The 25,688-nt window shown below is 71.1% G+C and carries 25 protein-coding genes; 12 read left to right on the forward strand and 13 right to left on the reverse strand.

The annotated features are described in order from the left end of the window. Window positions 1-135: 135 nt before the first annotated feature. From ABZ953_RS00005 to coxB, 4 genes are all read right to left on the reverse strand, one after another. Complete coding sequence (locus tag ABZ953_RS00005; RefSeq protein ID WP_361714046.1) at window positions 136-1,383, reverse strand: Ig-like domain-containing protein; 1,248 nt, start codon at window positions 1,381-1,383, stop codon at window positions 136-138. A gap of 133 nt (window positions 1,384-1,516) precedes the next feature. Further along, window positions 1,517-1,915, reverse strand: a complete 399-nt coding sequence (locus ABZ953_RS00010) for a cytochrome c oxidase subunit 4 (protein WP_361714049.1) — start codon at window positions 1,913-1,915, stop codon at window positions 1,517-1,519. Further along, window positions 1,912-3,651: a cytochrome c oxidase subunit I gene (gene ctaD / locus ABZ953_RS00015; protein WP_361714052.1), complete on the reverse strand. Its 1,740-nt coding sequence runs from the start codon at window positions 3,649-3,651 to the stop codon at window positions 1,912-1,914. The genes ABZ953_RS00010 and ctaD overlap by 4 nt, the downstream gene beginning before the upstream one ends. Next, window positions 3,648-4,610 carry a cytochrome c oxidase subunit II gene (coxB, locus tag ABZ953_RS00020; RefSeq protein ID WP_361714055.1) on the reverse strand — a complete coding sequence of 321 codons (963 nt, stop codon included), beginning with the start codon at window positions 4,608-4,610 and terminating at the stop codon, window positions 3,648-3,650. Before coxB ends, ctaD begins: the two co-directional genes overlap by 4 nt. Before the next feature lie 359 nt (window positions 4,611-4,969). On the opposite strand from coxB, the gene ABZ953_RS00025 reads away from it, so the two are divergent. Then, the gene (locus ABZ953_RS00025; RefSeq protein WP_361714058.1) at window positions 4,970-6,346 is read left to right on the forward strand and encodes an aminotransferase class V-fold PLP-dependent enzyme; all 1,377 of its coding nucleotides are present in this window, start codon (window positions 4,970-4,972) and stop codon (window positions 6,344-6,346) included. A gap of 4 nt (window positions 6,347-6,350) precedes the next feature. Here the strand turns inward: ABZ953_RS00025 and ABZ953_RS00030 are convergent, their stop codons facing one another. Then, complete coding sequence (locus ABZ953_RS00030) at window positions 6,351-7,325, reverse strand: carbohydrate kinase family protein (RefSeq protein WP_361714061.1); 975 nt, start codon at window positions 7,323-7,325, stop codon at window positions 6,351-6,353. A 132-nt stretch (window positions 7,326-7,457) separates the two neighbouring features. Between ABZ953_RS00030 and ABZ953_RS00035 the strand changes: the two genes are divergently transcribed. Further along, window positions 7,458-7,685, forward strand: a complete 228-nt coding sequence (locus tag ABZ953_RS00035) for a hypothetical protein (protein ID WP_361715703.1) — start codon at window positions 7,458-7,460, stop codon at window positions 7,683-7,685. A gap of 137 nt (window positions 7,686-7,822) precedes the next feature. After that, entirely contained in the window at window positions 7,823-9,343 is a 1,521-nt protein-coding gene (locus tag ABZ953_RS00040; protein ID WP_361714064.1) for a hypothetical protein, read from the forward strand. Between the two features lie 84 nt (window positions 9,344-9,427). Here ABZ953_RS00040 and ABZ953_RS00045 read toward each other — a convergent pair whose 3' ends face one another. Further along, complete coding sequence (locus ABZ953_RS00045; RefSeq protein WP_361714067.1) at window positions 9,428-9,784, reverse strand: iron-sulfur cluster assembly accessory protein; 357 nt, start codon at window positions 9,782-9,784, stop codon at window positions 9,428-9,430. A 301-nt stretch (window positions 9,785-10,085) separates the two neighbouring features. Here ABZ953_RS00045 and nadA point away from each other — a divergent pair, with 301 nt between their 5' ends. Beyond that, window positions 10,086-11,285 (forward strand): quinolinate synthase NadA, encoded by a 1,200-nt coding sequence (gene nadA / locus ABZ953_RS00050; RefSeq protein WP_361714070.1) that lies wholly within the window; start codon window positions 10,086-10,088, stop codon window positions 11,283-11,285. 64 nt (window positions 11,286-11,349) lie between these two features. Here the strand turns inward: nadA and ABZ953_RS00055 are convergent, their stop codons facing one another. The 4 genes from ABZ953_RS00055 to ABZ953_RS00070 all read right to left on the reverse strand — a co-directional run bounded on the left by ABZ953_RS00055 (window position 11,350) and on the right by ABZ953_RS00070 (window position 14,478). Next, on the reverse strand, window positions 11,350-12,030 hold the full coding sequence (locus tag ABZ953_RS00055; RefSeq protein ID WP_361714073.1) for a response regulator transcription factor: 681 nt from the start codon (window positions 12,028-12,030) through the stop codon (window positions 11,350-11,352). Beyond that, entirely contained in the window at window positions 12,027-13,262 is a 1,236-nt protein-coding gene (locus ABZ953_RS00060; RefSeq protein WP_361714076.1) for a histidine kinase, read from the reverse strand. Before ABZ953_RS00060 ends, ABZ953_RS00055 begins: the two co-directional genes overlap by 4 nt. A 94-nt stretch (window positions 13,263-13,356) precedes the next feature. Then, window positions 13,357-13,635, reverse strand: coding sequence for a hypothetical protein (locus ABZ953_RS00065; protein WP_361714079.1), 279 nt, complete (start codon window positions 13,633-13,635; stop codon window positions 13,357-13,359). Window positions 13,636-13,683: 48 nt separating this feature from the next. Next, window positions 13,684-14,478, reverse strand: coding sequence for a PspA/IM30 family protein (locus tag ABZ953_RS00070; protein ID WP_361714082.1), 795 nt, complete (start codon window positions 14,476-14,478; stop codon window positions 13,684-13,686). 293 nt (window positions 14,479-14,771) lie between these two features. Between ABZ953_RS00070 and ABZ953_RS00075 the strand changes: the two genes are divergently transcribed. The 3 genes from ABZ953_RS00075 (at window position 14,772) to ABZ953_RS00085 (ending at window position 17,308) form a co-directional block, all read left to right on the forward strand. Then, window positions 14,772-15,398 carry a DUF3043 domain-containing protein gene (locus ABZ953_RS00075; RefSeq protein ID WP_361714085.1) on the forward strand — a complete coding sequence of 209 codons (627 nt, stop codon included), beginning with the start codon at window positions 14,772-14,774 and terminating at the stop codon, window positions 15,396-15,398. A gap of 74 nt (window positions 15,399-15,472) precedes the next feature. Then, the gene (locus ABZ953_RS00080) at window positions 15,473-16,180 is read left to right on the forward strand and encodes a methyltransferase domain-containing protein (protein WP_361714088.1); all 708 of its coding nucleotides are present in this window, start codon (window positions 15,473-15,475) and stop codon (window positions 16,178-16,180) included. 69 nt (window positions 16,181-16,249) lie between these two features. Then, window positions 16,250-17,308, forward strand: coding sequence for a trypsin-like peptidase domain-containing protein (locus ABZ953_RS00085; RefSeq protein ID WP_361714091.1), 1,059 nt, complete (start codon window positions 16,250-16,252; stop codon window positions 17,306-17,308). Between the two features lie 173 nt (window positions 17,309-17,481). On the opposite strand, the gene ABZ953_RS00090 is transcribed toward ABZ953_RS00085, so the two are convergent. Continuing rightward, window positions 17,482-17,727: a hypothetical protein gene (locus ABZ953_RS00090; RefSeq protein WP_361714093.1), complete on the reverse strand. Its 246-nt coding sequence runs from the start codon at window positions 17,725-17,727 to the stop codon at window positions 17,482-17,484. A gap of 101 nt (window positions 17,728-17,828) precedes the next feature. Here ABZ953_RS00090 and ABZ953_RS00095 point away from each other — a divergent pair, with 101 nt between their 5' ends. Next, window positions 17,829-19,043 carry a bifunctional adenosylcobinamide kinase/adenosylcobinamide-phosphate guanylyltransferase gene (locus ABZ953_RS00095; protein ID WP_361714096.1) on the forward strand — a complete coding sequence of 405 codons (1,215 nt, stop codon included), beginning with the start codon at window positions 17,829-17,831 and terminating at the stop codon, window positions 19,041-19,043. 26 nt (window positions 19,044-19,069) lie between these two features. Here ABZ953_RS00095 and ABZ953_RS00100 read toward each other — a convergent pair whose 3' ends face one another. Then, on the reverse strand, window positions 19,070-20,140 hold the full coding sequence (locus tag ABZ953_RS00100) for a class I SAM-dependent methyltransferase (RefSeq protein WP_361714099.1): 1,071 nt from the start codon (window positions 20,138-20,140) through the stop codon (window positions 19,070-19,072). A gap of 147 nt (window positions 20,141-20,287) precedes the next feature. On the opposite strand from ABZ953_RS00100, the gene cobT reads away from it, so the two are divergent. From cobT to ABZ953_RS00115, 3 genes are all read left to right on the forward strand, one after another. Continuing rightward, window positions 20,288-21,436, forward strand: a complete 1,149-nt coding sequence (cobT, locus tag ABZ953_RS00105) for a nicotinate-nucleotide--dimethylbenzimidazole phosphoribosyltransferase (protein WP_361714102.1) — start codon at window positions 20,288-20,290, stop codon at window positions 21,434-21,436. Between the two features lie 110 nt (window positions 21,437-21,546). Further along, window positions 21,547-23,313, forward strand: a complete 1,767-nt coding sequence (locus tag ABZ953_RS00110) for a phosphatidylglycerol lysyltransferase domain-containing protein (RefSeq protein ID WP_361714105.1) — start codon at window positions 21,547-21,549, stop codon at window positions 23,311-23,313. Further along, a complete protein-coding gene (locus ABZ953_RS00115) occupies window positions 23,310-23,987 on the forward strand; it encodes a hypothetical protein (protein ID WP_361714107.1) in 678 nt (225 codons plus the stop codon). Before ABZ953_RS00110 ends, ABZ953_RS00115 begins: the two co-directional genes overlap by 4 nt. Here the strand turns inward: ABZ953_RS00115 and ABZ953_RS00120 are convergent. After that, window positions 23,948-24,691 carry a hypothetical protein gene (locus ABZ953_RS00120; protein WP_361714110.1) on the reverse strand — a complete coding sequence of 248 codons (744 nt, stop codon included), beginning with the start codon at window positions 24,689-24,691 and terminating at the stop codon, window positions 23,948-23,950. The two genes, ABZ953_RS00115 and ABZ953_RS00120, sit on opposite strands and share 40 nt — an antisense overlap. A gap of 107 nt (window positions 24,692-24,798) precedes the next feature. Between ABZ953_RS00120 and ABZ953_RS00125 the strand changes: the two genes are divergently transcribed. Beyond that, complete coding sequence (locus ABZ953_RS00125; protein WP_361714113.1) at window positions 24,799-25,581, forward strand: adenosylcobinamide-GDP ribazoletransferase; 783 nt, start codon at window positions 24,799-24,801, stop codon at window positions 25,579-25,581. The last annotated feature ends 107 nt before the right edge of the window (window positions 25,582-25,688 follow it).

The following is a 25,688-nucleotide window of genomic DNA, read 5'->3' on the forward strand; positions in this document are numbered from 1 at the left end:
TGCTGCTCCGATTCCCGGCGGTGCTGCCCACCCCCACCCCCCCCACCCCTCGTTGGGGCCCCCCGCCGCGGCGTGGGCCCCTCCGTTCGTCCGCGAGCCTCTGAAGGCCTCTCTGCCGGTCTCTCCGCCGGGCCGCTAGACCTGCGGCCGCAGTCGGGCCGCGTCGGCCACCGAGGGGCCCTCCTTGGCCCCGGTGAGCAGCGCGCTGCCCTTGCGCCACGTCTTCCAGCTCATGTTCCAGTCGCCGAGGCCGTTGCCGAACGTGGGCATGTCCTCGCCGTAGCTGTTGACGACCCTCACCAGGTCGCCCTGCCGGACGGTCTCGTAGAACCAGGCGGCGTCCCCGGTGCTCATGCCGGTGCAGCCGTGGCTGGTGTTGGCGTATCCCTGCGAACCCACCGACCAGGGCGCGGCGTGCACGTACTCACCGGAATCGGTGACGCGTGTGGCGTAGTACACCTGCTTGTCGTAGAAGTCCGAGGAGCCGATGCTGGCACTGGTCATGCGTACGGAGTACTCCTTGCCGAGCACCACCTTGACGCCGTTGCGCGTGGAGTAGCCGGGCTTGCCCGTGGTCACCGGCATGGAGTTGATCTCCTCGCCGTTGCGGTAGACCGTCATGTGGTGCGAGCCGGCGTCCGTCACGGCCTCGACCCGGTCGCCGATGGTGAACTTGAGCGGCTTGGTCTCGGCGCCCCACAGCTTGTCGTTGACCTTCAGGCCCCGCAGGTTGCTGGAGACGGAGACGGCCGATCCCGCGGGCCAGTACTCCTTGGGGCGGTAGTGCAGCGTCTCGCTGTCCACCCAGTACCAGGCGCCCTCTGTGGCGGGCGTCGAGCGGACCTTGAGCGCGCGTTCGACGACGGCCCTGGCCTCCTTGCCCTTCACCGGGGCGCTGAGCGACGCCGTGACGGGCTGTCCGACGCCGTACTTGCCTTCCTCGGGGCCGAAAGTGACCTTCAGCCGCTTCTTGTTGTCCGGGACGTTGGTGTCGAAGGCAAGGAGCTTGCGGCCGGGCGCCCCGTCCTCGTCCTCGGTGCTCACCCGGACCGTGTAGTGCGCGTCCGCCGCGAGCGGTGTGGTGCTGTGCCACCGGTCGCCGTCGGCCGAGAGTTCGCCCGCCACGTACCGCCCTGCCGCGTCGGTGGCCGTCACATCGGTGATGCGCCCGTCGTCGCCCTGAGCGGTGACCTCGAGAGGCTTGTCCGGATCCGCCTTCTGGCTGCCCACAGGGCCGTTGAAGGCGATCTGGCCGGCCGCGTCGTACGGCTTGGCCGAGAGCGGGTGGCCGTCGGAGCTGCCGCATGCCGTGACCCCTGTCCCGAGGGCGGCCACCAGCGTCGTGCAGCTCAGTACCGTGCGGATTCGCGGTGAGTGGCTCATAAACACACGGTATGAAGGTTCATCCTGTCCGGCGCGGTGAGTGACCCGTCCGGGGGTCAACCCCGACACGCCGTGGGGCCCGGACACTTAACAAACGCGCCGGGGCCCCACGGGTCGAGCGGGAACTACAGCCTCACTGGGTCTGGTTCTCGCCCCGGTAGTACTCGAAGACCCAGCCCCACAGGCCGATCAGGATGATCGGGGCCGAGAAGTACAGCAGCCACCAGCCGAAGACGACGCCCAGGAAGGCGAGCGCGCCACCGATGGCCAGGGAGAGCGGCTGCCAGCTGTGCGGGCTGAAGAAGCCCACCTCGCCGGCCTCGTCCGCGACGTCGGCCTCCAGGTTGTCCTGTGCGGAGGCGTCGACCCGCCGGGCCGTGAAGGCCAGGTAGTAGCCGATCATGATGCACAGGCCGAAGGCCAGGAAGAGCGCCGTGGTACCGGCAGGCTCCTTCGACCACACGCCATAGACGATCGCCATGGCGAGGACGAAGACGCTCAGCCAGATGAACATCTTGCCCTGGATCTTCACTTCGTGGCCTCCTTGTCGCCGCCGAAGAGCGCGGCGTCCTTCTGCCCGTCGTTCTCGATCTGGCCGAGAGCGGCGATCTCAGGGTGGTGCAGGTCGAACGCGGGCGATTCCGAGCGGATGCGCGGCAGCGTGAGGAAGTTGTGCCGCGGCGGCGGGCAGGAGGTCGCCCACTCCAGCGAGCGGCCGTAGCCCCACGGGTCGTCGACCTCGATCTTCTTGCCGTACTTGGCGGTCTTCCAGACGTTGTAGAAGAACGGCAGTATCGACAGACCGAGCAGGAAGGAGCAGATCGTCGAGATCGTGTTCAGGGCCGTGAACCCGTCCGCGGCGAGGTAGTCCGCGTAACGGCGCGGCATGCCCTCGGCACCCAGCCAGTGCTGGACGAGGAACGTGCCGTGGAAGCCGATGAACAGCGTCCAGAAGGTGATCTTGCCGAGGCGCTCGTCGAGCATCTTGCCGGTGAACTTCGGCCACCAGAAGTGGAAGCCGGAGAACATCGCGAAGACCACGGTGCCGAACACCACGTAGTGGAAGTGCGCCACCACGAAGTACGAGTCCGAGACGTGGAAGTCCATCGGCGGCGAGGCCAGGATGACACCCGTCAGGCCACCGAAGGTGAAGGTGATCAGGAAGCCGACCGCCCACAGCATCGGGGTCTCGAACGATAGAGACCCCTTCCACATCGTGCCGATCCAGTTGAAGAACTTCACGCCTGTCGGTACGGCGATGAGGAACGTCATGAAGGAGAAGAACGGCAGTAGGACGCCGCCGGTGACGTACATGTGGTGGGCCCACACCGTCACGGACAGACCCGCGATGGCGATCGTCGCGCCGATCAGGCCCATGTAGCCGAACATCGGCTTGCGGGAGAAGACCGGGATGACTTCGGAAATGATTCCGAAGAATGGTAGCGCGATGATGTACACCTCTGGATGGCCGAAGAACCAGAAGAGGTGTTGCCATAGGAGCGCGCCACCGTTGGCCGCGTCGAACACATGCGCACCGAATTTGCGGTCCGCCTCCAGGGCGAACAGCGCGGCGGCCAGGACCGGGAAGGCAAGCAGCACGAGGACCGCGGTGAGCAGCACGTTCCACACGAAGATCGGCATGCGGAACATCGTCATGCCCGGAGCGCGCATGCAGATGATCGTGGTGATGAAGTTGACCGAGCCCAGGATCGTGCCGAAGCCGGAGAAGGCCAGACCCATGATCCACATGTCCGCGCCGATGCCCGGCGAGCGGACCGCGTCCGACAGCGGGCTGTAGGCGAACCAGCCGAAGTCGGCCGCGCCCTGCGGGGTGAGGAAGCCGCCGACCGCGATGAGCGAGCCGAACAGGTACAGCCAGTAGGCGAACATGTTCAGCCGCGGGAACGCCACGTCGGGCGCGCCGATCTGCAGCGGCATGATCCAGTTCGCGAAACCGGCGAACAGCGGCGTCGCGAACATCAGCAGCATGATCGTGCCGTGCATCGTGAACGCCTGGTTGAACTGCTCGTTCGACATGATCTGCGTACCCGGGCGGGCGAGTTCGGCGCGCATGAAGAGCGCCATCACGCCACCGATGCAGAAGAACGCGAACGACGTGACCAGGTACATCGTGCCGATCGTCTTGTGGTCAGTGGTGGTCAGCCACTTGATGACGACGTTTCCCGGCTGCTTGCGCCTGACCGGCAGCTCGCTCTCGTACGAGTCTTCTGCTGCCGAGGCACCCTGGGGTTCATTGAGGATGCTCACAGGTTGTTCGTCTCCCGGTTCTTCTCGTGGGGCGTCTGCTCGATGCCGGCCGGGATGTAACCGGTCTGGTTCTTCTTCACCAGGTCCTCGAGGTGCTGCTTGTAGCGCTCGGGAGAGACGACCTTGACGTTGAAGAGCATCCGGGAGTGGTCGACGCCGCAGAGCTCGGCACACTTGCCCATGAAGGTGCCCTCCTTGTTCGGAGTCACCTCAAAGGCGTTGGTGTGGCCCGGGATGACGTCCTGCTTCATGAGGAACGGCACCACCCAGAAGGAGTGGATGACGTCACGCGAGGTGAGCACGAAGCGGACCTTCTCGCCCTTGGGGAGCCAGAGGGTCGGGCCGGGGTTGCCGTTCTGGGGGTTCCGCTCGCCGGGCGTGCCGACGTCGTAGACACCGTTGGCCTTGGCCGGGAAGCCCTTGCGGAACTTGTCCGGGATGGCCTCCAGGTCCTTGGAGGTCTTGGCGTTGTCCTTGCCGGCGCCCGGAACGTTCTCGACGTAGTTGAAGCCCCAGCTCCACTGGTAGCCGACCACGTTGATGGTGTGGGCCGGCTTGTCGTCGAGCTTGAGGAGCTTCGACTCATCACGTGCCGTGAAGTAGAAGAGCACCGACACGATGATGAGGGGCACCACTGTGTAGAGCGCCTCGATGGGCATGTTGTAACGCGTCTGCGCCGGTACTTCCACCTTGGTGCGGCTGCGCCGGTGGAAGATGACGCTCCACAGGATCAGACCCCAGACCAGGACGCCCGTGGCGAGCGCTGCCGCCCACGAGCCCTGCCAGAGGGAGAGAATCCGCGGAGCCTCTTCCGTTACCGGGGTGGGCATTCCAAGGCGGGGGAAATCCTTGTATGTGCAACCGGTGGCGGTCGCAAGGATCAGGCCCGCAGTCAGCACCTGCGGCAGCTTCCGCCGCATCGGGCGCCGCGACGAGCGGTCGGAGCCGTTGGGACTCACGTAGCGCCTTCCCGAGAGTCTCGCCCGCGCGATCGGCTGCGGCCTTCACGCTGGTAGGTCGCCGCCCTGCGTCGGGCAGGGGTTTGGATGTTTATGCGGACCAAACCCTACTGGACGCTATTTGGGGTCGCGCGGGGAGGGTGCCTAACGCGCCGCGGGTCACTCCGAAGGGTGGGACGGCCGCCCGTCGACCGGTTTCTGACGGATGCTCGGAGCGCCCACCGGGGCGGCGGAATCTGCTGGTCCGCGGGTGCGGGTGCGCTGTGGCCGGGCGCGCAGTTCCCCGCGCCCCTGGGCAGCGGCCCCTTCGGGGCGCTCCCTCGGGGTGTCCCGGTGCGCCGACGTCTTAGCGTTGGGGCGTGTCCTATTTCGATGTCGCTTCCTCCGCCCCGCTGCATCCCGTCGCGCGGCAGGCCCTCCAGGCCTCCCTGGACGAGGGGTGGGCCGATCCCGCCCGGCTGTACCGGGAGGGGCGGCGGGCCCGGCTGCTGCTCGATGCCGCGCGCGAGGCGGCCGCCGACGCGGTGGGCTGCCGGCCGGACGAGCTCGTCTTCACCACGTCCGGCACTCGCGCCGTGCACGCCGGAATGGCGGGTGCGCTCGCGGCGCGTCGGCGCGTCGGAGACCACCTGATCGTGTCGGCCGTCGAACATTCGTCGGTACTCCATTCGGCCGAGTACCACGAGCGCGGCGGCGGCACGGTGACCGAAGTGCCGGTGGACCGCGGGGGCGCGGTGGCCCCGGACGGGTATGCCGCCGCGCTGCGCGAGGGCACCGCGCTCGCCTGTCTGCAGTCCGCCAACCACGAGGTCGGCACGGAACAGCCGGTCGCCGAGGTCGCCGAGGTCTGCCGCGCCGCCGGGGTGCCGCTCCTGGTGGACGCCGCCCAGTCGCTGCCCTGGGGTCCGGTCGACGGGGCCTGGTCGCTGCTGACCGCCAGTGCCCACAAGTGGGGTGGTCCGGCCGGGGTCGGGCTGCTCGCCGTGCGCAAAGGGGTGCGGTTCGCCGCGCAAGGGCCCGCCGACGAGCGGGAGTCCGGGCGCGCCGCCGGGTTCGAGAACATTCCGGCGGTCGTGGCGGCGGCCGCCTCGCTGCGGGCGGTGCGGGCCGAGGCCGCCGCGGAGGGTGCGCGGCTGCGGGAGCTGACGGAGCGGATCCGGGCGCGGGTCCCGGCGCTCGTGCCGGACGTGGAGGTGGTGGGCGATCCGGTGCGGCGCCTTCCGCACCTCGTCACCTTCTCGTGTCTCTATGTCGACGGGGAGACTCTGCTGCACGAGCTGGACCGGGCGGACTTCTCCGTGTCGTCCGGGTCCTCGTGCACCAGCTCGACGCTGACGCCCAGCCATGTGCTCAAGGCGATGGGCGTGCTGAGCGAGGGCAACGTACGGATCTCGCTGCCGTCCGGTACCGCGGCGGCGGAGGTCGAGCGCTTCCTCGATGTGCTGCCGGGCGTGGTGCGCGGTGTGCGCGAGACGCTGGGGGCCCCGGTGGCGGGCGGGAGCGGGGCGGAGGAGGCCGTGACCGTCGACGCGCTCGGGATGGCCTGCCCGCAGCCGGTCATCGAACTGGCCAGGGCGATCGGGCGGGTACGGGTGGGCGGCACCGTCACCGTGCTCGCCGACGACGAGGTGGCGGCGGTGGACATTCCCGCCTGGTGCTGGACCCGGCAGCAGGAGTACGTGGGTGAGCGGCCGGCGGACCAGGGTGTCGCCTACGTGGTCCGCCGGAGCTCGTGACCGGCTAGCCGAGGTGCGGCTGGACCTCGGCGGCGGCCTCGTGGCCGTACGCCTTGGTGAAGCGGTCCATGAAGTTGCTGCGGCGCAGCTCGTACTCCTGCGTGCCGACGGTCTCGATGACCAGGGTGGCGAGCATGCAGCCGACCTGCGCCGCGCGCTCGTGGGAGACGCCCCAGGCGAGGCCCGAGAGGAAGCCCGCGCGGAACGCGTCGCCGACGCCGGTCGGCTCGACCTTCGCCTCCTCCTCCGGGACGCCGACCTCGATCGGGTCCTTGCCGACGGACTCGATGCGCACGCCGCGCGCGCCGAGCGTGGTCACGCGGTGGCCGACCCGGGAGAGGATCTCGGCGTCGGTCCAGCCCGTCTTGGACTCGATGAGCCCCTTCTCGTACTCGTTCGAGAAGAGGTACGTGGCGCCGTCGAGGAGCGTGCGGATCTCGTCGCCCTCCATGCGCGCGATCTGCTGCGAGAAGTCGGCGGCGAAGGGGATCTCGCGGGTACGGCACTCCTCGGTGTGCCGGAGCATCGCCTCGGGGTCGTCGGCGCCGATCGAGACGAGGTCGAGACCGCCGACGCGGTCGGCCACCGTCTTCAGCTCGATGAGGCGGGCCTCGCTCATCGCGCCCGTATAGAAGGAGCCGATCTGGTTGTGGTCGGCGTCCGTGGTGCAGACGAAGCGCGCGGTGTGCAGGGTCTCGGAGATCCGGACCGATGCGGTGTCCACGCCGTGGCGGTCGAGCCAGGCCCGGTACTCGTCGAAGTCGGAGCCCGCGGCCCCCACGAGGATCGGCTTCGTGCCGAGCTGGCCCATGCCGAAGGTGATGTTGGCGGCGACGCCTCCCCTGCGGACATCGAGGGCGTCGACGAGGAAGGACAGGGAGACCGTGTGCAACTGATCGGCGACCAGCTGGTCGGCGAAGCGGCCGGGGAAGGTCATCAGGTGGTCGGTGGCGATGGAGCCGGTGACTGCAATACGCACGGCTGGATGCTCCTGTGGAGGAGAGGCGGGATTGACAGTTCACGCTACCGGGTCGACGCACCGTCCCTGAAGTGCCAAAACTACCCAATAGTAGGGCTTTTTCGGAGGCGACCTGATGCATACGGTGCCGTTATGACCGTTATCCCGAAGGATGTCGTCCTGCAGCGCCGTGCCGCGTTCTCCACCGAGGCTCCAGAGAGCATGGAGTCGCTGCGCGGGGACTGCGCCCGCATGGCGCCGCACTGGGTGGTCCCCGCCGTGGCGGCCACCGCCCCCGTACCGCCCTCGCTGATCCACGGAATCAGCGTCCCGCCCGCCTCCGCGCGCCTGATCGACGGCATGTCCGAGTACGGGGACTGAGCCCGGCGCACAGGCCCTGAGGGAACCGTGCGCTCCCCTGCTGCGTCCCATCGCCGTCCCCCGTAAAGGGGAACCCGGATACGACGAAGCCCACCTGTGGGATGTCAGGGACAGCAGTCAGTCGAAGGAGCGATGCGGTGAGCACCGAGCGATCCGATCTTGAGGCGACCGAGCCGCAGCGGCGGCGGTCCCGCCTCGCCGTCGTCTCGGTCGCGGCCACCGTGCTGCTGGTCGGCGGCGGTGGCGCGTACTTCGCGGCGACCGCGTCCGGCGGTGGCGGCAACGGCGGCGGCGACGGGGCGCCCGTGGGCGAGGGCGGCACCCCGCCGCCGCTCGCCCTGGACGGCTATCCGGCCGGCGACCGGCAGAGCGGTGACGGGGGCGTCGGCGGCGACGGCGGTACGAGCGGTATCGCGCCCGGCGAGCCCGACCCGAACGGCGCCAGGTACAAGGCGACCGGCAAGCTGCCCGATGGCCCGAAGTCGGCCGCCGTCTACCACGCGCGCGGTGAGGTCACCCGGGCCGAGGTGACCGAGCTTGCCGAGGCGCTCGGCGTGAGCGGCACGCCGACCTCGCAGGACGGCGCCTGGCGGGTGGGCCCGCACAACGACGGCTCCGGCCCCCTGCTCCAGGTCGACAAGCAGGCACCCGGCACCTGGACCTATGCCGCGCACGGCACGGGCGGCACCGACAACTGCCCCAAGAGCAAGCCCTGTTCCAGTACGTCCACCGCGCCGGGCGGCGAGCTGGGCGACGCGGTGAGCGAGAAGGCCGCCAAGGACGCCGCGGCCCCCGTCCTGAAGGCGCTCGGCCAGGACGACGCCAAGCTGGACGCCCGCCAGCTGATGGGCGCCGTACGGGTGGTGAACGCCGACCCGAGGATCGGCGGCCTGCCGACGTACGGCTGGGCGACCGGCGTCCAGATCGGCTCGGACGGCGAAGTGGTCGGCGGCAGCGGCAAGTTGAAGGCTCCGGACAAGGGAGCGACGTATCCGGTGATCGGCGCGCGGGCGACCCTGGACCGGCTGAACAGTTCGGGCAGCGAGCTCGGAGGCGGCGGCATCGCCGGGTGCGCGACGCCGGTGCCGCACGCCGACGACTTCACCGAGTCCGAGGGCGGCAGCGGGTCGGAGCAGGCGCCCTGCGACCCGTCGTCCACGCGGCCGAAGCCGCAGCCGGTCGCCGTCAGCGGCGCCACGTTCGGGCTCGCGTCGCACTTCGTGGACGGCAAGCAGGCCCTCGTACCGTCCTGGCTGTTCGATGTGAAACCGCAGGGCGCGCAGGAGCCCTTCACGGTGACGCATCCGGCGGTCGACCCCGCGTATCTGACGTCACCGACGGCCCCCGGCACGCCCACGCACACCGGGAAGCCCACCGACAAGGGCGACGGAAACGACCGGAGCACGGCCCGCGTCGAGTCCTACAGCGCCGACGGCACGTCGCTGACCGTGCACTTCTGGGGCGGGGTGTGCAGCAAGTACGCGGCGTCCGCCACGGAGGGCGGCGGCCGCGTGGCGGTCGAGGTCACCGAGACGCAGGAAAAGAGCAAGCTCTGCATCGCGGTCGCCAAGAAGCTCTCGCGGACGGTCACCCTCGACAAGCCGCTCGGGGACCGCAAGGTCGTGGACGCCACGGGCGAGACGGTACGGCGGAAGTAGCGCGGAACCGGTCCACGCGTACGAAGGCGGCGGCCCCCCGAGAGTTCGGGGGGCCGCCGCCTTCGTACGTCTGTGCCTACAGGCTTAGCTGAAGGAGTCGCCGCAGGCGCAGGAGCCGGTGGCGTTCGGGTTGTCGATCGTGAAGCCCTGCTTCTCGATGGTGTCCACGAAGTCGATGGAGGCGCCGCCCAGGTAGGGAGCGCTCATCCGGTCGGTGACGACCTTGACGCCATCGAAGTCCTTGATGACGTCGCCGTCGAGCGCGCGCTCGTCGAAGAACAGCTGATAGCGCAGGCCCGAGCAGCCACCGGGCTGAACGGCGACGCGCAGCGCCAGGTCGTCCCGGCCCTCCTGCTCAAGGAGGCCCTTCACCTTGGCCGCGGCGGCGTCCGACAGGAGGATGCCGTCGCTCACGGTGGTGGTCTCGTCCGATACGGACATCTGCTTCTCTCCCGGGTTGTACGGAGACTGCTTGCCGACGGTTGCAACCGGCGGGGCCGCGGATTCATTCCGGGCCGGGCGTGTTCGTCCTTGCCCCTTCATGCTCGCACACGGCGCCGGGTGGGACAGCGGTCCGGGGAACCGCGAATGCGTCACATCGACACAATGGCCATCGTCAAACTGACGTGAAGCAGTTATGATAGATAACGTCAATTAGACGAAAAGGGTCTCCGGTCCAAGCACCGGCTCCTGGAGCGGCCGTCGCCGCGCTCGTCAATCCCGAAGAAAGGGTGCGTGTCTCGTGACCACCGCCCAGTCCCCCGTGGACCTCGATGTCCAGCCCACGCCCCTCGCCCTTCTGCTGCTCGGCCGCGAGGCCGACCCGAGGAGCGAGCGCGGCGTGGAGTGCCCCGGCGACCTGCCGTCCCCTTCCGACCCGGACCTGGTGGAGCGCGCCCGCGCCGCCAAGGAGAAGCTGGGCGACAAGGTCTTCGTGCTCGGCCACCACTACCAGCGCGACGAGGTCATCCAGTTCGCGGACGTCACCGGCGACTCCTTCAAGCTGGCGCGTGACGCGGCCGCGCGGCCGGACGCGGAGTACATCGTCTTCTGCGGCGTGCACTTCATGGCCGAGTCCGCGGACATCCTGACGACGGACGACCAGAAGGTCGTCCTGCCCGACCTCGCGGCCGGGTGCTCGATGGCCGACATGGCCACCGCCGACCAGGTCGCCGAGTGCTGGGACGTGCTGACCGAGGCCGGGATAGCCGAGCAGGTCGTGCCCGTCTCGTACATGAACTCGTCCGCCGACATCAAGGCGTTCACGGGCAAGCACGGCGGCACGATCTGTACGTCGTCCAACGCCAAGCGCGCCCTGGAGTGGGCCTTCGAGCAGGGCGAGCCCGATTCGACGAAGGTCCTCTTCCTGCCCGACCAGCACCTGGGCCGGAACACCGCCGTGCGCGACATGGGCTTCTCGCTCGACGACTGCGTGGTCTACAACCCGCACAAGCCGAACGGCGGTCTCACCGCCGAGCAGCTGCGCGACGCGAAGATGATCCTGTGGCGCGGGCACTGCTCGGTGCACGGACGCTTCTCGCTGGAGAGCGTGGCGGACGTGCGCGCGCGCATCCCCGGTGTGAACGTCCTGGTGCACCCGGAGTGCACGCACGAGGTCGTCGCCGCGGCGGACCACGTGGGCTCCACGGAGCACATCATCAAGACCCTGGAGGCGGCGCCCGCCGGTTCCAAGTGGGCCATCGGCACGGAGCTGAACCTCGTACGCCGCCTGGCGAATCGTTTCGCCGCCGAGGACAAGGAGATCGTCTTCCTCGACAAGACGGTCTGCTTCTGCTCGACCATGAACCGGATCGACCTGCCGCACCTGGTCTGGACCCTGGAGTCCCTGGCCGAGGGCAAGCTGGTCAACCGGATCGAGGTCGACCGCGAGACGGAGCGGTTCGCGAAGCTGGCGCTGGAGCGGATGCTGGCGCTGCCGTAGCCCGGTTCTGACGCACGCGTAAGGGGCGTCCGCTCTCGCGGGCGCTCCTTCGGGGCCTCCCGCGTCACTCCACCCGTGGACGTACCAGACCCGATTCGTACGCGATGACGACGAGTTGGGCCCTGTCGCGTGCGCCGAGCTTCGCCATCGCGCGGTTCACATGCGTCTTCACGGTGAGCGGGCTGACTTCGAGACGCTCGGCGATCTCGTCGTTCGAGTGGCCGCCCGCGACCTGTACGAGGACCTCGCGCTCACGTCCCGTCAGTGCGTCGAGCCGCTCGCCGCGCACCGGTGCGTCGCCGTCCATGCCCTCGCCCTGCGCGAGGAACTTGGCGATCAGGCCCTTGGTGGCGACCGGGGAGAGCAGCGCCTCGCCTGCCGCCGCGATGCGGATGGCGCCGAGCAGTTCGTCGGGCTCCGCCCCCTTGCCGAGGAACCCGGAGGCGCCCGCACGGAGCGACTGCACCACGTACTCGTCGACCTCGAACGTCGTCAGCATCACCACGCGGACCTGGGTCAGGGTGGGATCGGCGCTGATCAGGCGGGTGGCGGCGAGGCCGTCCGTGCCCGGCATCCGGATGTCCATCAGGACCACGTCGGCGCGCTCCGACTTGGCGAGCCTGACCGCCTCCGCCCCGTCGGACGCCTCACCGACCACCTCCATGTCGGACTCGGAGTCGACGAGCACCCTGAACGCGCTGCGCAGCAACGCCTGGTCGTCGGCGAGCAGTACGCGGATCGTCACGCGGTTCCTCCCTTTGCCGTGGTGACGGGCAGGATCGCATGGACGCGGAACCCGCCTCCGTAGCGGGGCCCCGCCGTGCAGCTGCCGCCGAGGGCGGTGACGCGCTCCCGCATGCCGAGGAGGCCGTGACCGCCGCCGGTGTGCCGCCCGTCGATGTCCCGTTCGCCGTCGGCCTCTTCGTGGCCCGGACCGTCGTCGATGACGGTGACCTCCACGTTCGGACCCACGCGCACGACGCTCACCTCGGCCGTGGCCTCCTGCCCCGCGTGCTTCTGCACATTGGTCAGCGCCTCCTGGATGATCCGGAACGCGGCGAGATCGACGGCGGCGGCCAGCTCGAGGCCGACCTGACCGAGGGCCACCTCCACGGGCAGGCCCGCGTTGCGGAACGTCTCGACGAGCTCGTCGAGCCGGTGCAGGCCCGGGGCCGGTTCGGTGGGCGCCTCGGGGTCGCCGCTCTGCCGCAACAGGCCGACGGTGGCGCGGAGTTCGTTGAGCGCGGAGCGGCTGGCGTCCCGTACGTGCGAGAGGGCTTCCTTGGCCTGGTCGGGCCGCTTGTCCATGACGTGCGCCGCGACCCCGGCCTGCACGTTGACCAGGGCGATGTGGTGGGCGACCACGTCGTGCAGATCGCGGGCGATGCGCAGCCGCTCCTCGGCGACGCGCCGCCGGGCCTCTTCCTCCCTGGTGCGTTCCGCCCGCTCGGCACGCTCTCTTATGGCGTCCACGAAGGCGCGGCGGCTGCGCACCGCGTCGCCCGCGGCGGAGGCCATGCCGGTCCAGGCGAAGATGCCGAGGTTTTCCTGCGCGTACCAGGGCAGCGGGCCTGAGAGCATCGCCACGCCCGTGAGGCCCGTCATCGTGACCAGGCCGATCCGCCAGGTCGTGGAGCGGTCCGTGGTGGCGGCGACGGTGAACAGCGCGATGACCGCGCACATCACGACGGGGGCGCGGGGCTCGCCGGTCAGCAGCTCGACGATGGAGGCGGCGCAGGTCGCGGCGAGCACGGACCAGGGGGCGCGGCGGCGGAAGACGAGGGCGAGGGCGCCGAGCGCCATCAGGAGCAGGCTGGGGGCGTCGGGGGTGCGGGTGCCCCAGGTGGGGCCGTGCTCTCCGTAGGGCTCGGCGAAGGAGCCCACGACCATGCAGACGAGGACGGCGGTGGCGAGGACGGCGTCAACCGCCAGCGGGTGCGTTCTGGCCCAGCCGCGGCCTCGCACGAGAGTGGTCACGTTCTCAACGTTACGGGGACTGGCCGGGGGCCTTGAGCGGAATCGGGTTTCGGTTCTGACTGCGCCGTCGGCTGCGGGGCTGCTGGGGTTTGGGTCAGCCCGGGATCAGGCCGTCGTCGCTCAGCATGTCGCGGACCTCGTCCAAGGAGGCGTCCGGGGCGGGGAGGATCAGTTCCGAGGGTTCCAGGGCGTCGTCGGGGAGGGGGGTGCCCAGCTCCCGGACGCGGTCCAGGAGCGCGTTCAGCGTGCGGCGGAAGCCGGACTCGTCGCCGCTCTCCATCTCCTCGAGCAGGTCGTCGTCCAGCTTGTTCAGCTCGGCGAAGTGGCCGTCGGCCAGCTTCACCTGCCCCTCCCCCATGATCCGTACGATCATGTCGTCCTCCTCGGACGTGAGCGGTATCCGCGTGATACCTACGTAGGGCTACTGCTTGTCGAAGCGCGGGGTGTCCTGCGGCTGCTGCGACTGGGGCTGGCCCTTGCCACCCTCGATCGCCTGCTGCTGGCTGCTGGAGCCTCCCGCGAGCTCCGCCTTCATGCGCTGCAGTTCCAGCTCTACATCTGTACCACCGGAGAGCCGGTCCAGCTCGGACTGGATGTCGTCCTTGGCGAGTCCGGAGGAGTCGTCGAGGGCACCGGAGGCGAGCAGTTCGTCGATCGCGCCGGCCCGCGCCTGGAGCTGCGCGGTCTTGTCCTCGGCGCGCTGGATCGCCATGCCGACGTCGCCCATCTCCTCGGAGATGCCGGAGAAGGCCTCGCCGATCCGGGTCTGGGCCTGGGCGGCGGTGTACGTCGCCTTGATCGTCTCCTTCTTGGTGCGGAAGGCGTCGACCTTGGCCTGAAGTCGCTGCGCCGCAAGGGTGAGCTTCTCCTCCTCGCCCTGGAGGGTCTGGTGCTGCGTCTCCAGGTCCGTCACCTGCTGCTGGAGCGCGGAGCGGCGGGACAGGGCCTCGCGGGCCAGGTCCTCGCGCCCGAGGGCGAGCGCCTTGCGGCCCTGGTCCTCCAGGGTCGAGGACTGCTTCTGGAGCTGGGTCAGCTGCAGTTCGAGGCGCTTGCGGGAGGTCGCCACATCGGCGACGCCCCGGCGGACCTTCTGCAGGAGTTCCAGCTGCTTCTGATACGAGTAATCGAGGGTCTCGCGCGGGTCCTCGGCCCGGTCAAGGGCCTTGTTCGCCTTCGCGCGGAAGATCATCCCCATACGCTTCATGACACCGCTCATGGGCTTCGCGCGCCCCCTTCTGACGGACTTCCAGCTCCAGGTACTGCTCAGAACCCACAGTACGGGCCCTGCATCCATTACCGCACTGTTCGCGGGCGGATGCGCTCATCCCCAAGGACGACTGCTTCCGGCACCGCTCCGGCGTAAGGAGTAGGTGCACCCCTGTGAACCGACCCTCAGGACGTCCGGGGCGGCGGCCTTCGCGGCCACCTCATACCGACCGCTACGTCCCCTTAGTCACATAAATCAAGACGCTCGGCGTTGCCGGATCGTTCCCCGCCCGGCCGACCTCCATGCGTCCACACCCCGTACCCTTGGATTTTGTGTTCCGTAGCCGATCCAAGGAAGAGAAGGCCCCGGCCGCGCAGGCGCCGGTGACCGACTCCAAGCAGCCCCGTAACCCGCAGGCCCCGAAGGGCCGCCCCACCCCCAAGCGCGCCATGGCCCAGTCGCAGCGCCGCAGCGTGACGAACAAGCCCGCGTCGCGCAAGGAGGCCGCCAAGCACCAGCGCGACGCGCGCCGCACCCAGATGGCGAAGCAGCGCGAGGCGCTCGCCAGCGGTGACGAGCGGTTCCTGCCCGCCCGTGACAAGGGTCCCGTGCGCAAGTTCGCCCGCGACTTCGTGGACTCGCGCTTCTGCATCGCCGAGTACTTCCTGCCGCTCGCGGTGATCATCCTCGTCCTGAGCATCGTCCGCGTGGCTCAGCTGCAGAACATCGCGCTGCTGCTCTGGCTCTTCGTGATCGTGCTGATCATCGTCGACTCGGTCGTCACCGCGTTCCGCCTGAAGAAGCGGCTCGCCGAGCGCTTCCCGACGGAGAACCGGAAGGGCGCTGTCGCGTACGCCCTGATGCGCACGCTCCAGATGCGCCGGCTGCGGCTGCCCAAGCCGCAGGTCAAGCGCGGAGAACGGCCCTGAGCGGATTCACCGGCGGCGCCGGCGCCTGGCTGGAGAAGCTGGGCGGCCTGCGCGACGCCGTCCGCCAGGAGCTGGTGGCCCGCCAGCTCGACGAGCAGATAGTCGCCCGCTTCCCCGTGGGGCAGCGGCTTCGGATACTCGACGTCGGCATGGGCCAGGGCACGCAGGCGCTGCGGCTCGCCCGTGCCGGGCACAAGGTGACGGGCGTCGAGCAGGACCCCGTCATGATCGCCACCGCGCGCACGGCGCTCGCCGGCGAGCCCGAGGGCATCCGGGGCCGGGTGCGGATCGTCGAGGGCGACGGGCACCAGACCGGGGTGCACTTCCTGCCCGGCAGCTTCGACGTGGTGCTCTGCCACGGCGTCCTGATGTACGTGGAGGAGCCCGACGCGCTCCTCGCCGGGCTCGCCCGGATGCTGGCGCCCGGCGGGCTCCTCTCGCTGCTCGTGCGCAACGCGGAGGGTCTCGCCATGCGGCCCGGCATCGCCGGGGACTGGGCGGGGGCGCTCGCCGCCTTCGACTCCGCCACGTACCGCAACCGCCTGGGGATCGACGCCCGCGCGGACCGGCTCGACGTGCTGACCTCCGCGCTGGCGGGGATCGCGGCACCACTACAGGTCTGGTACGGGGTGCGGGTCTTCACCGACACCGTGGCGGACGGCACGGCGCTGCCGCCCGAGCGGGAGCTTCAGGCGCTGCTCGCCGCCGAGGAGCGGGCGGGACGGACCGACCCCTACCGGCGGGTCGCCGCGCTGCTTCACCTCTGCGGGGTACGGGACTGAGCGCTCCGGCGCCCACCCGTTTACCCCGCACCACGGGCGCCGGGTACGGACAAAAAGCACACTCGGCGCATGACTGCCTCTCGTATCCGTGCCGTCTCCGTCCCCCTCGCCGCCGCCCTCACCGCCGTCGCGCTCGCCGCCGGCTGCTCCTCCTCGGATTCCGGGGACTCCGGCAGGTCCACCACGCGGGCCGCACCCGCCGCCGCCGGTGATCTGCAGGACGACTACCAGCGAGTGATCAAGGACGTCCTCCCGTCGGTCGTCCAGGTCGACGCCGGCGACAGCCTCGGCTCCGGCGTCGTCTACGACGGCAAGGGGCACATCGTCACCAACGCCCATGTCGTGGGCAAGGAGAAGCGGTTCAAGGTGACGACCGCCACCGGCGAGCAGCCCCTGACCGCCGAGCTGGTCGCGACCTACCCCGAGCAGGACCTCGCCGTCATCAAGCTGGGCGACGTGCCGAACGGGCTGAAGGCCGCGGAGTTCGGCGACTCCACCAAGGCCGAGGTCGGACAGATCGTGCTGGCCATGGGCTCCCCGCTCGGCCTCTCCTCCAGCGTCACCCAGGGCATCGTGTCGGCCATCGGGCGGACCGTCAGCGAGGGCCGCAGCGGCGGCGGGACCGGAGCGACCATCGCCAACATGGTGCAGACGTCGGCCGCGATCAACCCGGGCAACAGCGGCGGCGCGCTCGTCGACCTCGACGGGAAGGTCATCGGCATCCCCACGCTCGCCGCGAGCGACCCGCAGATGGGCGACAGCGCCGCGCCCGGCATCGGCTTCGCCATCCCGTCCTCGATGGTGAAGACCGTCGCCGACCAGATCGTCAAGGACGGCAAGGTCACCGACTCGGGCCGGGCCGCGCTCGGCATCACGGGACGCACCGTCCTCGACGACGACTACCGGCCCGCCGGGGTGGCCGTGGCCGAGACCCGCAAGGGCGGCGCCGCGGCCGGGGCGGGCCTGCGGTCCGGCGACATCATCACCAAGCTCGGCGGCACCGCGATCAGCACGATCAACTCCCTCTCCGAGGCGCTCGCCGCGGCCGAACCGGGCCAGAAGAAGCAGGTCACGTACGTGCGTGACGGGGCGGAGAAGACCGCGGACGTCACACTCGGCGAGATGTAGCGGCAGGGAACGTGGCCCCGGCGGCGGGGCGCGGTGACGTACGGGAGGCGGCGGCCGGAATCCGGCCACCGCCTCCCGTGGCGTGCGCTGTGCACTGTGCGACGCGTGACGTGCGACGCGTGACGTGCGACGCGTCACGTGCGACGCGTCACGTGCGACGCGTCACGTACGGCTTACGCCGACGCGTCCTCCGTGTCCTCCGTGTCCCGCGCCTCGTCCGCGTGCAGGCTCATCGGCCCGTAGATCTTGTTCGCGTCCTCGAAGAGGCTCACCTGGTCGGCGCCGCCCGCGGACAGCTCCTTCCAGTACTCACCGACCCAGGACTCGGCGTCCCCCTGGGTGGTGAACTCCTCGGGCTGAACCGCGGGCTGGACCTCTGTCCCGTCCGCCTTCTCGAACCGCCACGTCCATGCCGCCATGTCAGCCTCCCGAAGGTTCCGTAGCGGTGTGTGAACCGCCTGAATCCGCTTAGAGCCTAGCCGGACGCGCGGTGCGGGACCCGACGCGGGAGGATCTTCGTGTGGAACTGACTCTGCTCGGCACCGGCGCCCCCGGCGGACTGCCCCTGCCCGACTGCCCCTGCGCGGCCTGCGCGACCGCGCTCGGCGCTGCGGCGCGCGCCGCCACCGCGCTCCTCGTGGACGGCGTCCTGCTGCTCGACCTCACCCCCGGCGCGGCCTTCGCGGCCGCCCGCGCGGGGCACTCGCTCAGCGGAGTGCGCCAGGTCCTCCTCTCGCATCCGCACGACGGGCCCGCAGTCGAGGTGCCCGCGGGCCTGCCGCAGCCCGGCCGGGTCGCCGACGGGCGCGAGCTGGCGCTGCTCACCGGTCACCGGGTGCGCACGGTGGCCCTTGACGCGCCCGGCTCCGGGTACGAGGTGACGGGGCCCGGCGGGGAGCGGCTGCTGTATCTGCCGCCGGGCGGGGCGCCCGCGGGGCTCGCCGAGGGCAACGGCGCCAGCGGTCAGGTCCCGTACGAGATGGTCGTCCTCGACGCGGTCGGGCGTCCCGACGGGCTCGCCCGGCTGCGGGCGGCCGGGGCCGTCGGGCCGACCACCGATGTGATCGCGGTGCACATCGGCCACGAGGCGCCGCCGGGCGGGGAGCTGACGCGCCGGCTCGCCGCCGCGGGGGCGCGGGCCGTGCCGGACGGCTCGACGCTCGTGATCGGCGCCTACGAGGACGTACCGGACGTGCCGCGCCGCACCTTCGTCCTCGGCGGCGCCCGCTCGGGCAAGTCGGTGGAGGCCGAGCGGCGCCTGGAGGCCTTTCCCGACGTGCTGTACGTGGCGACCGGCGGGACCAGGAGCGGCGACACGGAGTGGGCCCGGCGGGTGAGCCTGCACCGCGAGCGGCGCCCCGGCTCCTGGCGGACCGCCGAGACCTGCGATCTGGTGCCGCTGCTCGTGCGGGACGGGCCGCCGCTGCTCATCGACTGCCTTTCGCTGTGGCTGACCCACGTCATGGACGAGGTGCTGGCGTGGGACGACGCCGAGTGGGCGGGCGGCGGGGAGCGGAAGCTGCGCGGGCGGGTCACCGAGCTCACGGACGCGGTGCGCGCCACCCGGCGCACGGTCGTCGCCGTCTCGAACGAGGTCGGCTCGGGAATCGTCCCCGCGACCGCGTCGGGCCGCCGCTACCGCGACGAACTCGGCCGCCTGAACGCGGCGTTCGCAGCCGAGTGCGAGCACGTGCTGCTCCTTGTGGCGGGACAGGCGCTGACGCTGCGCGGCTGACTGCCCGCTGTCCCTGCGGGGCGTGCCTACGGGGTGTCCCTTCGGGCGATGACCCGGTAGGTGTTGGCGAAGCCGGTGCGGGTGAGCAGCGGTGCGAGGACCGTGTCGAAGGCGCGGGCGAGCGCCACCAGGGGCACGGACGCCGTGCGTGCGGCCCTGCGCGCCTTGAGCTGGAGCGGCGGCGCGGGCTTGGCGCGCCACGGGACGTCGGGCCCCGGCATGCGGCTGTTGAGGAAGAGCGCCACCGCCGCGCTCAGGTCGACGGGGACGTGCGGCGCGCGGCGTTCGACGGCCACGACCGTGAAGCCGAGGTCCGCCAGTTCCGCGCACAGGTTGGCGAGCGGCAGGAGGTGCAGGTGGCGCGGCTGGTGGTACGAGGCCCACCACTTGCCGAGCAGCCCGGCGTAGCGGCACTCGGGGTCGGGGGCCTCGATCAGCAGGTGTCCGCCGGGGCGCAGTACGGTCCTCGCGGCCCTGAGCTCGGCGCGCGGGTCCGGGCTGCGCGGCAGGCTGTGGAACATGCTCATCGCGTCGTAACGGCCCGCGAGCCGCTCCGCGAGTTCCGTGAGGGAGCCGCGGTGCCCTTCCTCGATACGGCCGCACCGCACGCCCTTCTCGACGCCCGCGCGCCGGTCGAGCCCGTCGAAGGAGGTGTACGGCAGGACCCGCTTGGCCAGCGCGGCGAAGTGGGCGGCGCCGGTGTCGACGTCGAGCCAGCACTCGGGCTCGTCGAAGGCGGCGAGGGCGCGAGCGGCGGCGAGGCGGCGTCTCGTGCCGGATCCGGCGCCGAACGGCGTCACCGGTTCCCTGCCGTCGAACCCGTCCCCGACGTCCCGGCGGTAGAAGTCCAGGCCCTCGGCGGTCAGCCGCGGATTCTGGAAGGAGTGGGCGCAGTCCGCGCACCGGACGACCGTGAAGCTGCCCGGCTTGCGCTGGATCAGGTCGGTGGTGCGCAGCCGCACCCGCAGCCGCTCGGAGCCGCACCAGGGGCAGTCGGTGCGGCGCGGCTCGTGGAACCGCTCGGTGCCCTGGGCGAGTTCGGCGAGGTAGGCGGGGCGCCGGGCGGCGACCTGCTGGGCTGCGGCATCCGTGGTCATGGTCGTACTCCTGGAAGAAGCCGAGACAAACGAGACGTAAAGGACCATTCCCTCGTGGACGGTGCTGCCATGCGGCGATGGCGTGCCCGGCTCGGCCCGTAGGGCCGTTCGAGCGACACCCGCACCGCTCCCGGTACTGTTCGACGAATGAGCTCGCTGAATCTCGACGACTTCACCGACCTGATCGAGCGGCCCGACGGCGGAGTCCGCCGCGACGCCGAGGTACGCAGGGAGCGGCAGACGGTGCCGCCCGGGTCACTCGGCCGCCTCGACGAGCTCGGCGAGTGGCTCTCGGCGGCCCAGTCGGCGGTGCCGGTGCAGCCGGTCGAGCGGCCGCGCGTGGTGCTGTTCGCGGGCGACCACGGCGTCTCCGAGCTCGGTGTCTCGGCGCGGCCCGCGGGGAGCGCCGCCGCTCTCGTGCGCTCCGTACTCGCCGGTGAGAGCCCGGCGGCCGTTCTCGCGCGCCGCCTCGACGTGCCGGTCCGGGTCGTCGACATGGCGCTGGACTGCGCCCTGGAGGAGCTGCCCGCCGAGGTCGCGGGGCACCGGGTGCGGCGCGGTTCGGGGCGCATCGACATCGAGGACGCGCTGACCTCCGAGGAAGCGGAGCAGGCGGTGCGCGCGGGCATGGCCGTCGCGGACGAGGAGGCCGACTCCGGCACCGATCTGGTCGTGCTCGGCGATGTCAGCGTGGGCGGTACGACGGCCGCCGCGACGCTGGTCGCCGCGTTGTGCGGGACCGACGCGTCCGTCGTGACCGGGCGGGGCGGCGAGCCCATCGACGACCTGGCGTGGATGCGCAAGTGCGCGGCGGTGCGGGACGCGCTGCGGCGGGCCCGGCCCGTGCTCGGCGACCAGCTGGAGCTGCTCGCGGCGGTGGGCGGCGCGGATCTGGCCGCGATGACGGGCTTCCTGCTGCAGTGCGCGGTGCGGCGCACGCCGGTGATCCTCGACGGCGTCGTGGCGTCGGCGGCCGCGCTCGTGGCCCAGCGGGTCGCCTTCAGGTCGCCGGACTGGTGGCTCGCGGGGCACGACAGCGGGGAGCCCGCGCAGGCCAAGGCCCTGGACCGGATGGCCCTCGACCCGCTGCTCTCGCACGGCGTGAAGGTCGGCGAGGGCGCCGGGGGGCTCCTCGCGCTGCCGTTGGTACGGGCGGCGGCGGCACTGTCGGCGGAGCTGCCGGAGCGGGAGCCTGCGGCGCCGGATGCGGAGTCTTCGGAGGACAAGGCTTCGGAGACGGGCTCTGCGGAGCCGGAGTCTTCGGTGCCGGAGTCTTCGGTGCCGCCCAGCGAGTAAGTACCCCGCGCTCGGGCGCCGATTGACGCACCGTCAACGGCACCCGGCACCGGCGCCCGGCCCGCCCGCAATGCGGAGGGCCACCCCTGTTGCCCATATGATCCCTTTTCATGGGAGATGAGCAGGTCGTCGCCGGACGACAGAAAACACACACCGTCATACAGCGCCGTGCCGCCGGATTCGCCGTCTGGTATCTCCGGGCCGTCACGTTCATCAACTTCCTGAGCGCGGTCTGGGTCTCCCTCGGACAGGACCTGCGGCAGCACAACACGGAGAACTACTTCACTCCGTACCTGCTGACCGCCGGCTTCGCCTCGGGGGCGTTCACGCTCTTCCTGGCGATCACCATGCGGCGCCGCAAGCGCGCCGCATGGATCCTCAACACCGTGCTGAGCGGGCTCTTCCTGCTGCTCTTCGCCTTCGCGATGGTCTTCCCCGAGATGCGCGGGTACGCGCAGAACTGGATCTCGCTCGTACTGACCGCCGCGTTCGTCGCGGCCCTCGTCGTCGGGCGCCGGGAGTTCTACGCCAAGGGCGACCGATCCAACCCGAAGCTGGCCTCGGCCGTCGCGGTCGGCGGGCTCCTGGTGGCCTCGCTGCTCGCCACGCTGCTCGTCACCGTCACCAACACCGCCCACGACGACTACCGCTCGACCTTCCTGGACCGCTGGCGGTACGGCACCATGCGGCTGGTCTCGCTGGCCGCCGACGACAAGCGCTTCGAGGGCATCACCACACCCGGCTGGGTCAACGTCGCCGTCAACATCCTGAGCGCGCTGCTGCTCTGCGCCGTCCTGTACGCCGCCTTCCGCTCCCGCCGCGCCGTCGACCCGCTCACCGAGGAGGACGAGGAGCGGCTGCGCGCCCTCCTCGACCAGCACGGCGACCGCGACTCGCTCGGCTACTTCGCGCTGCGCCGCGAGAAGAGCGTCGTCTGGTCGCCCACCGGCAAGGCGGCCGTCGCCTACCGCGTCATCGGCGGTGTCTCACTGGCCTCCGGCGATCCCATCGGCGACCCGGAGGCCTGGCCCGGCGCGATCGACCCCTGGCTCGCCGAGGCCCGCGAGCACGGCTGGATCCCGGCCGTGATGGGCGCGAGCGAGGAGGCGGGCACGATCTACGCCCGGCACGGCCTCGACGCCCTTGAGCTGGGCGACGAAGCGATCGTGGAGATCTCCGAGTTCACCTTGGAAGGACGGGCCATGCGCACCGTCCGGCAGGCGTACAACCGCGTGAAGCGCGCCGGGTACACGGTCCGCATCCGCCGTCACGAGGACATCCCGCAGGAGGAGATGGCCGAGCTGCTCCGCCGCGCCGACGACTGGCGCGACGGCGCGACCGAACGCGGCTTCTCGATGGCGCTCGGACGGCTCGGGGACCCGGCGGACGGGCAGTGCGTGATGCTCGAATGCACCGACGGGGACGGCGCGTTGCGAGCGGTGCTCTCCTTCGTGCCGTGGGGGCCGCACGGCCTCTCCCTCGACCTGATGCGGCGTGACCGCGACTCCGGGAACGGCCTGATGGAGTTCATGGTCATCGAACTCCTGCAGCACGCCCCCGAGATCAAGATCACTCAGGTCTCGCTGAACTTCGCGATGTTCCGCTCGGTCTTCGAACGTGGCTCGCGGCTCGGCGCGGGGCCGGTCCTGCGCCTGTGGCGGTCGCTGCTCAGCTTCTTCTCGCGGTGGTGGCAGATCGAGTCCCTGTACCGGGCCAACGCCAAGTACCGGCCGATCTGGGAGCCCCGCTTCCTCCTCTTCGAGAAGAGCGTCGACCTGCCGCGCATCGGCATCGCGTCCGCCCGCGCGGAGGGCTTTCTCGAGGCGCCCGGTCTGCCGAAGTGGCTGCACCGTAAACACCTGGAGTCCAGACGATGAGACCGTCGGCCCGCTACGCCCGCGCCGAGTGGGGGCCACTCTTCTCCACCGTGCGCAGGGCGCTCGTCGCCCGACGATGGCGGGCCGTCCCCATGACGCTGGCCGCGGTCTGTCTCACCGCGCTCTGCCAGTACGTGCAGAACCAGCCCTGGGGCTATCAGTTCATCCAGAACGTCGGCTGCGTGCGCGCCGAGGACCCGCTCTGGCTCTCCCTGCTGCGCACCCCGCTCTCCCTCTTCGTGCCCGCCCTCGACCTGCCCGTGTGGGGCGCGCTCGTGCAGATCCTGCTCGTCTTCGGGATCGCGGAGATCTGCCTGGGCCGCTGGCGCGCGCTCCTCATCGGGTACGCGGCCACGCTCGCGGGCACGCTCTACGCGCGCGTGGGCATCGAACTGGGCCCCGGCAACCCCTTCGGGCTCCCCGCCTCCGACGCACAGGTCGTCGACACCGGCCCCTCGGCCGCCGTCGTCGCCCTCGCCGTCTACGTCTGCTGGCGCTACCGGGCGTACTTCACCGCGGCCCTGGTCAGCGCCCTGATGGTCGTCGAGGTGCTCGTCAAGAACAACCTCGCGGGCAAGGAGCACATCGCCGCCATCGTCGTCGTGCTCGTGCTGTGCGTGGTCCGGGCCCCGCGTCACCGGGACGGCGGCGAGAAGCCGCCGATCCAGTCCTGAAGCTTGCGGCGCGGGCCCGCCCAGCGCCGGTCGTGCCTGAAGGCGCGCAGCCCCGCACGCGCGCGTGCCCGGTGCCGGTTGCGGTAGAACCGCCGCGCCCACGCCGAGCCCGGCCGGGCGAGCCGGATCGCGCCGACCAGCGCGACGAACGGGACCACCATGCCGATCAGGGCGGTCCGCAGCTTGCCCTTGAGGAGCGCGACCAGGGAGAAGCCGCAGTTGATGCCGACGTTCAGCGCGAACAGGGCGCGGTTGTGGCGCTCCATGGGCGTCAGGTCGTTCACCCCGAACGGCGTGAAGCCGGTGAGCACGAGCACCACCAGGGCCGCCGTGAGCATCACGACCTCGACGCTCTTGCGGCCCTGCTCGCTCCAGTAGACGTCGTCGAGGTGCAGGATCAGCGCGAACTCGTCGAGCACGAGCCCCGCGCCGATCCCGAAGATGACGGCGGCGTACAGCGGCCCCGCGCCGTGCCGCCCCGCGGCCACCGCCCAGAACCCGCCGACCAGCATCAGGAAGATCCCCGGCACGACGTGGTGGATGTGCACGTCGCCGGTGCTGATGTTCCTGAACGGCCCCTTGCCCGCCCGGATCAGCCGCGTGATGGTCCGGGTGACCACAAACGAGCCCACGAAGGAGAGCAGCGCGAGCAGCAGCGGCAGCTTCCCCGGCTCGACGACGTTCCGGTACCACCAGTCGTTCATGCGGCCCACCAGTCGTTCATGCGGCCCACCAGTCGTTCATGCGCCCATCCTCCGTCCCTGAAGAGTGATCCGCAGGGCGGCCGGTTCCGCCGGGGTAGCCTGCCGCGGTGTCCAGAACCTCCCCCGCCGACGGCATACGTTTCGCCTTCGGCACCCTCACCGCGCTCCCCGTCCGGGTCACCCGCTGGGACCGCGAGGCCGCGCGCGGCGGCATGCAGTGCGCTCCCCTCGCCGGTCTGGTGACCGGGCTCTGCGCCGCGGCGCTCGGCGGGGCGCTGACGCTGCTCGGCGCGGGCCCGCTGCTCGCCGCCGTCGCGACCGCCGCCGTACCGGCCGCCCTCACCCGCGGCCTGCACCTCGACGGCCTCGCCGACACCGCCGACGGCCTCGGCAGCGCCAAGCCCGCCGACGACGCGCTGCGCATCATGAAGCAGTCCGACATCGGCCCCTTCGGCGTCATCACCCTGCTCTTCGTGCTGCTCGCCCAGGTCGCCGTGCTCTTCCAGCTGTACGAGGCGTCCTGGCTCCGCGGCGCCGTCGCCGCCGTCGTCTCGGCGACCGCGGCGCGCCTCGCCCTCACCCTGGCCGCGCGCGACGGAGTGCCCCCGGCCCGCCCCGAGGGGCTCGGCGCCGCCGTCGCCGGGGTCGTCCCGCGCGGCCGCGCGCTCGGTGTCGCCGCCGTCGTCGTGTGCGGGGCGGCGGCCGTGAGCGTGCCGCTCGGGGCGGCCGACGCCGTACGGGGCGCCGCGGCCGTCGTGCTCGCCATCGGCGCCGCGGAGTTGCTGCTCCGGCACTGCGTACGGCGGTTCGGCGGGGTCACCGGAGACGTGTTCGGCGGGCTCGCGGAGACGGCGGCGACCGCCTCGCTCGTGGTGCTCGCGCTCGGCTGACGCCCCGGCCCCGCGGAACCCCGGCCGTCCTTCCACCGCGCCGAACACACACAGTGAGGCGCACCGCAGCGCTCACGGGCGTAGGCTCGCGACGGGCTCACCACCCC

The sequence above is a fragment of the Streptomyces sp. NPDC046465 genome (assembly GCF_040646035.1).
Taxonomy (GTDB): domain Bacteria; phylum Actinomycetota; class Actinomycetes; order Streptomycetales; family Streptomycetaceae; genus Streptomyces.

Coding starts and splice junctions, on each gene's coding strand:
- ABZ953_RS00005 (WP_361714046.1), bottom strand. CDS start 1,383: ATGAGCCACTCACCGCGAATCCGCACGGTACTGAGCTGCACGACGCTG.
- ABZ953_RS00035 (WP_361715703.1), top strand. CDS start 7,458: ATGACCGTTATCCCGAAGGATGTCGTCCTGCAGCGCCGTGCCGCGTTC.
- ABZ953_RS00045 (WP_361714067.1), bottom strand. CDS start 9,784: ATGTCCGTATCGGACGAGACCACCACCGTGAGCGACGGCATCCTCCTG.
- ABZ953_RS00065 (WP_361714079.1), bottom strand. CDS start 13,635: ATGATCGTACGGATCATGGGGGAGGGGCAGGTGAAGCTGGCCGACGGC.
- ABZ953_RS00070 (WP_361714082.1), bottom strand. CDS start 14,478: ATGAGCGGTGTCATGAAGCGTATGGGGATGATCTTCCGCGCGAAGGCG.
- ABZ953_RS00075 (WP_361714085.1), top strand. CDS start 14,772: ATGCGTCCACACCCCGTACCCTTGGATTTTGTGTTCCGTAGCCGATCC.
- ABZ953_RS00085 (WP_361714091.1), top strand. CDS start 16,250: ATGACTGCCTCTCGTATCCGTGCCGTCTCCGTCCCCCTCGCCGCCGCC.
- ABZ953_RS00090 (WP_361714093.1), bottom strand. CDS start 17,727: ATGGCGGCATGGACGTGGCGGTTCGAGAAGGCGGACGGGACAGAGGTC.
- ABZ953_RS00100 (WP_361714099.1), bottom strand. CDS start 20,140: ATGACCACGGATGCCGCAGCCCAGCAGGTCGCCGCCCGGCGCCCCGCC.
- cobT (WP_361714102.1), top strand. CDS start 20,288: ATGAGCTCGCTGAATCTCGACGACTTCACCGACCTGATCGAGCGGCCC.
- ABZ953_RS00110 (WP_361714105.1), top strand. CDS start 21,547: ATGGGAGATGAGCAGGTCGTCGCCGGACGACAGAAAACACACACCGTC.
- ABZ953_RS00115 (WP_361714107.1), top strand. CDS start 23,310: ATGAGACCGTCGGCCCGCTACGCCCGCGCCGAGTGGGGGCCACTCTTC.
- ABZ953_RS00120 (WP_361714110.1), bottom strand. CDS start 24,691: ATGAACGACTGGTGGTACCGGAACGTCGTCGAGCCGGGGAAGCTGCCG.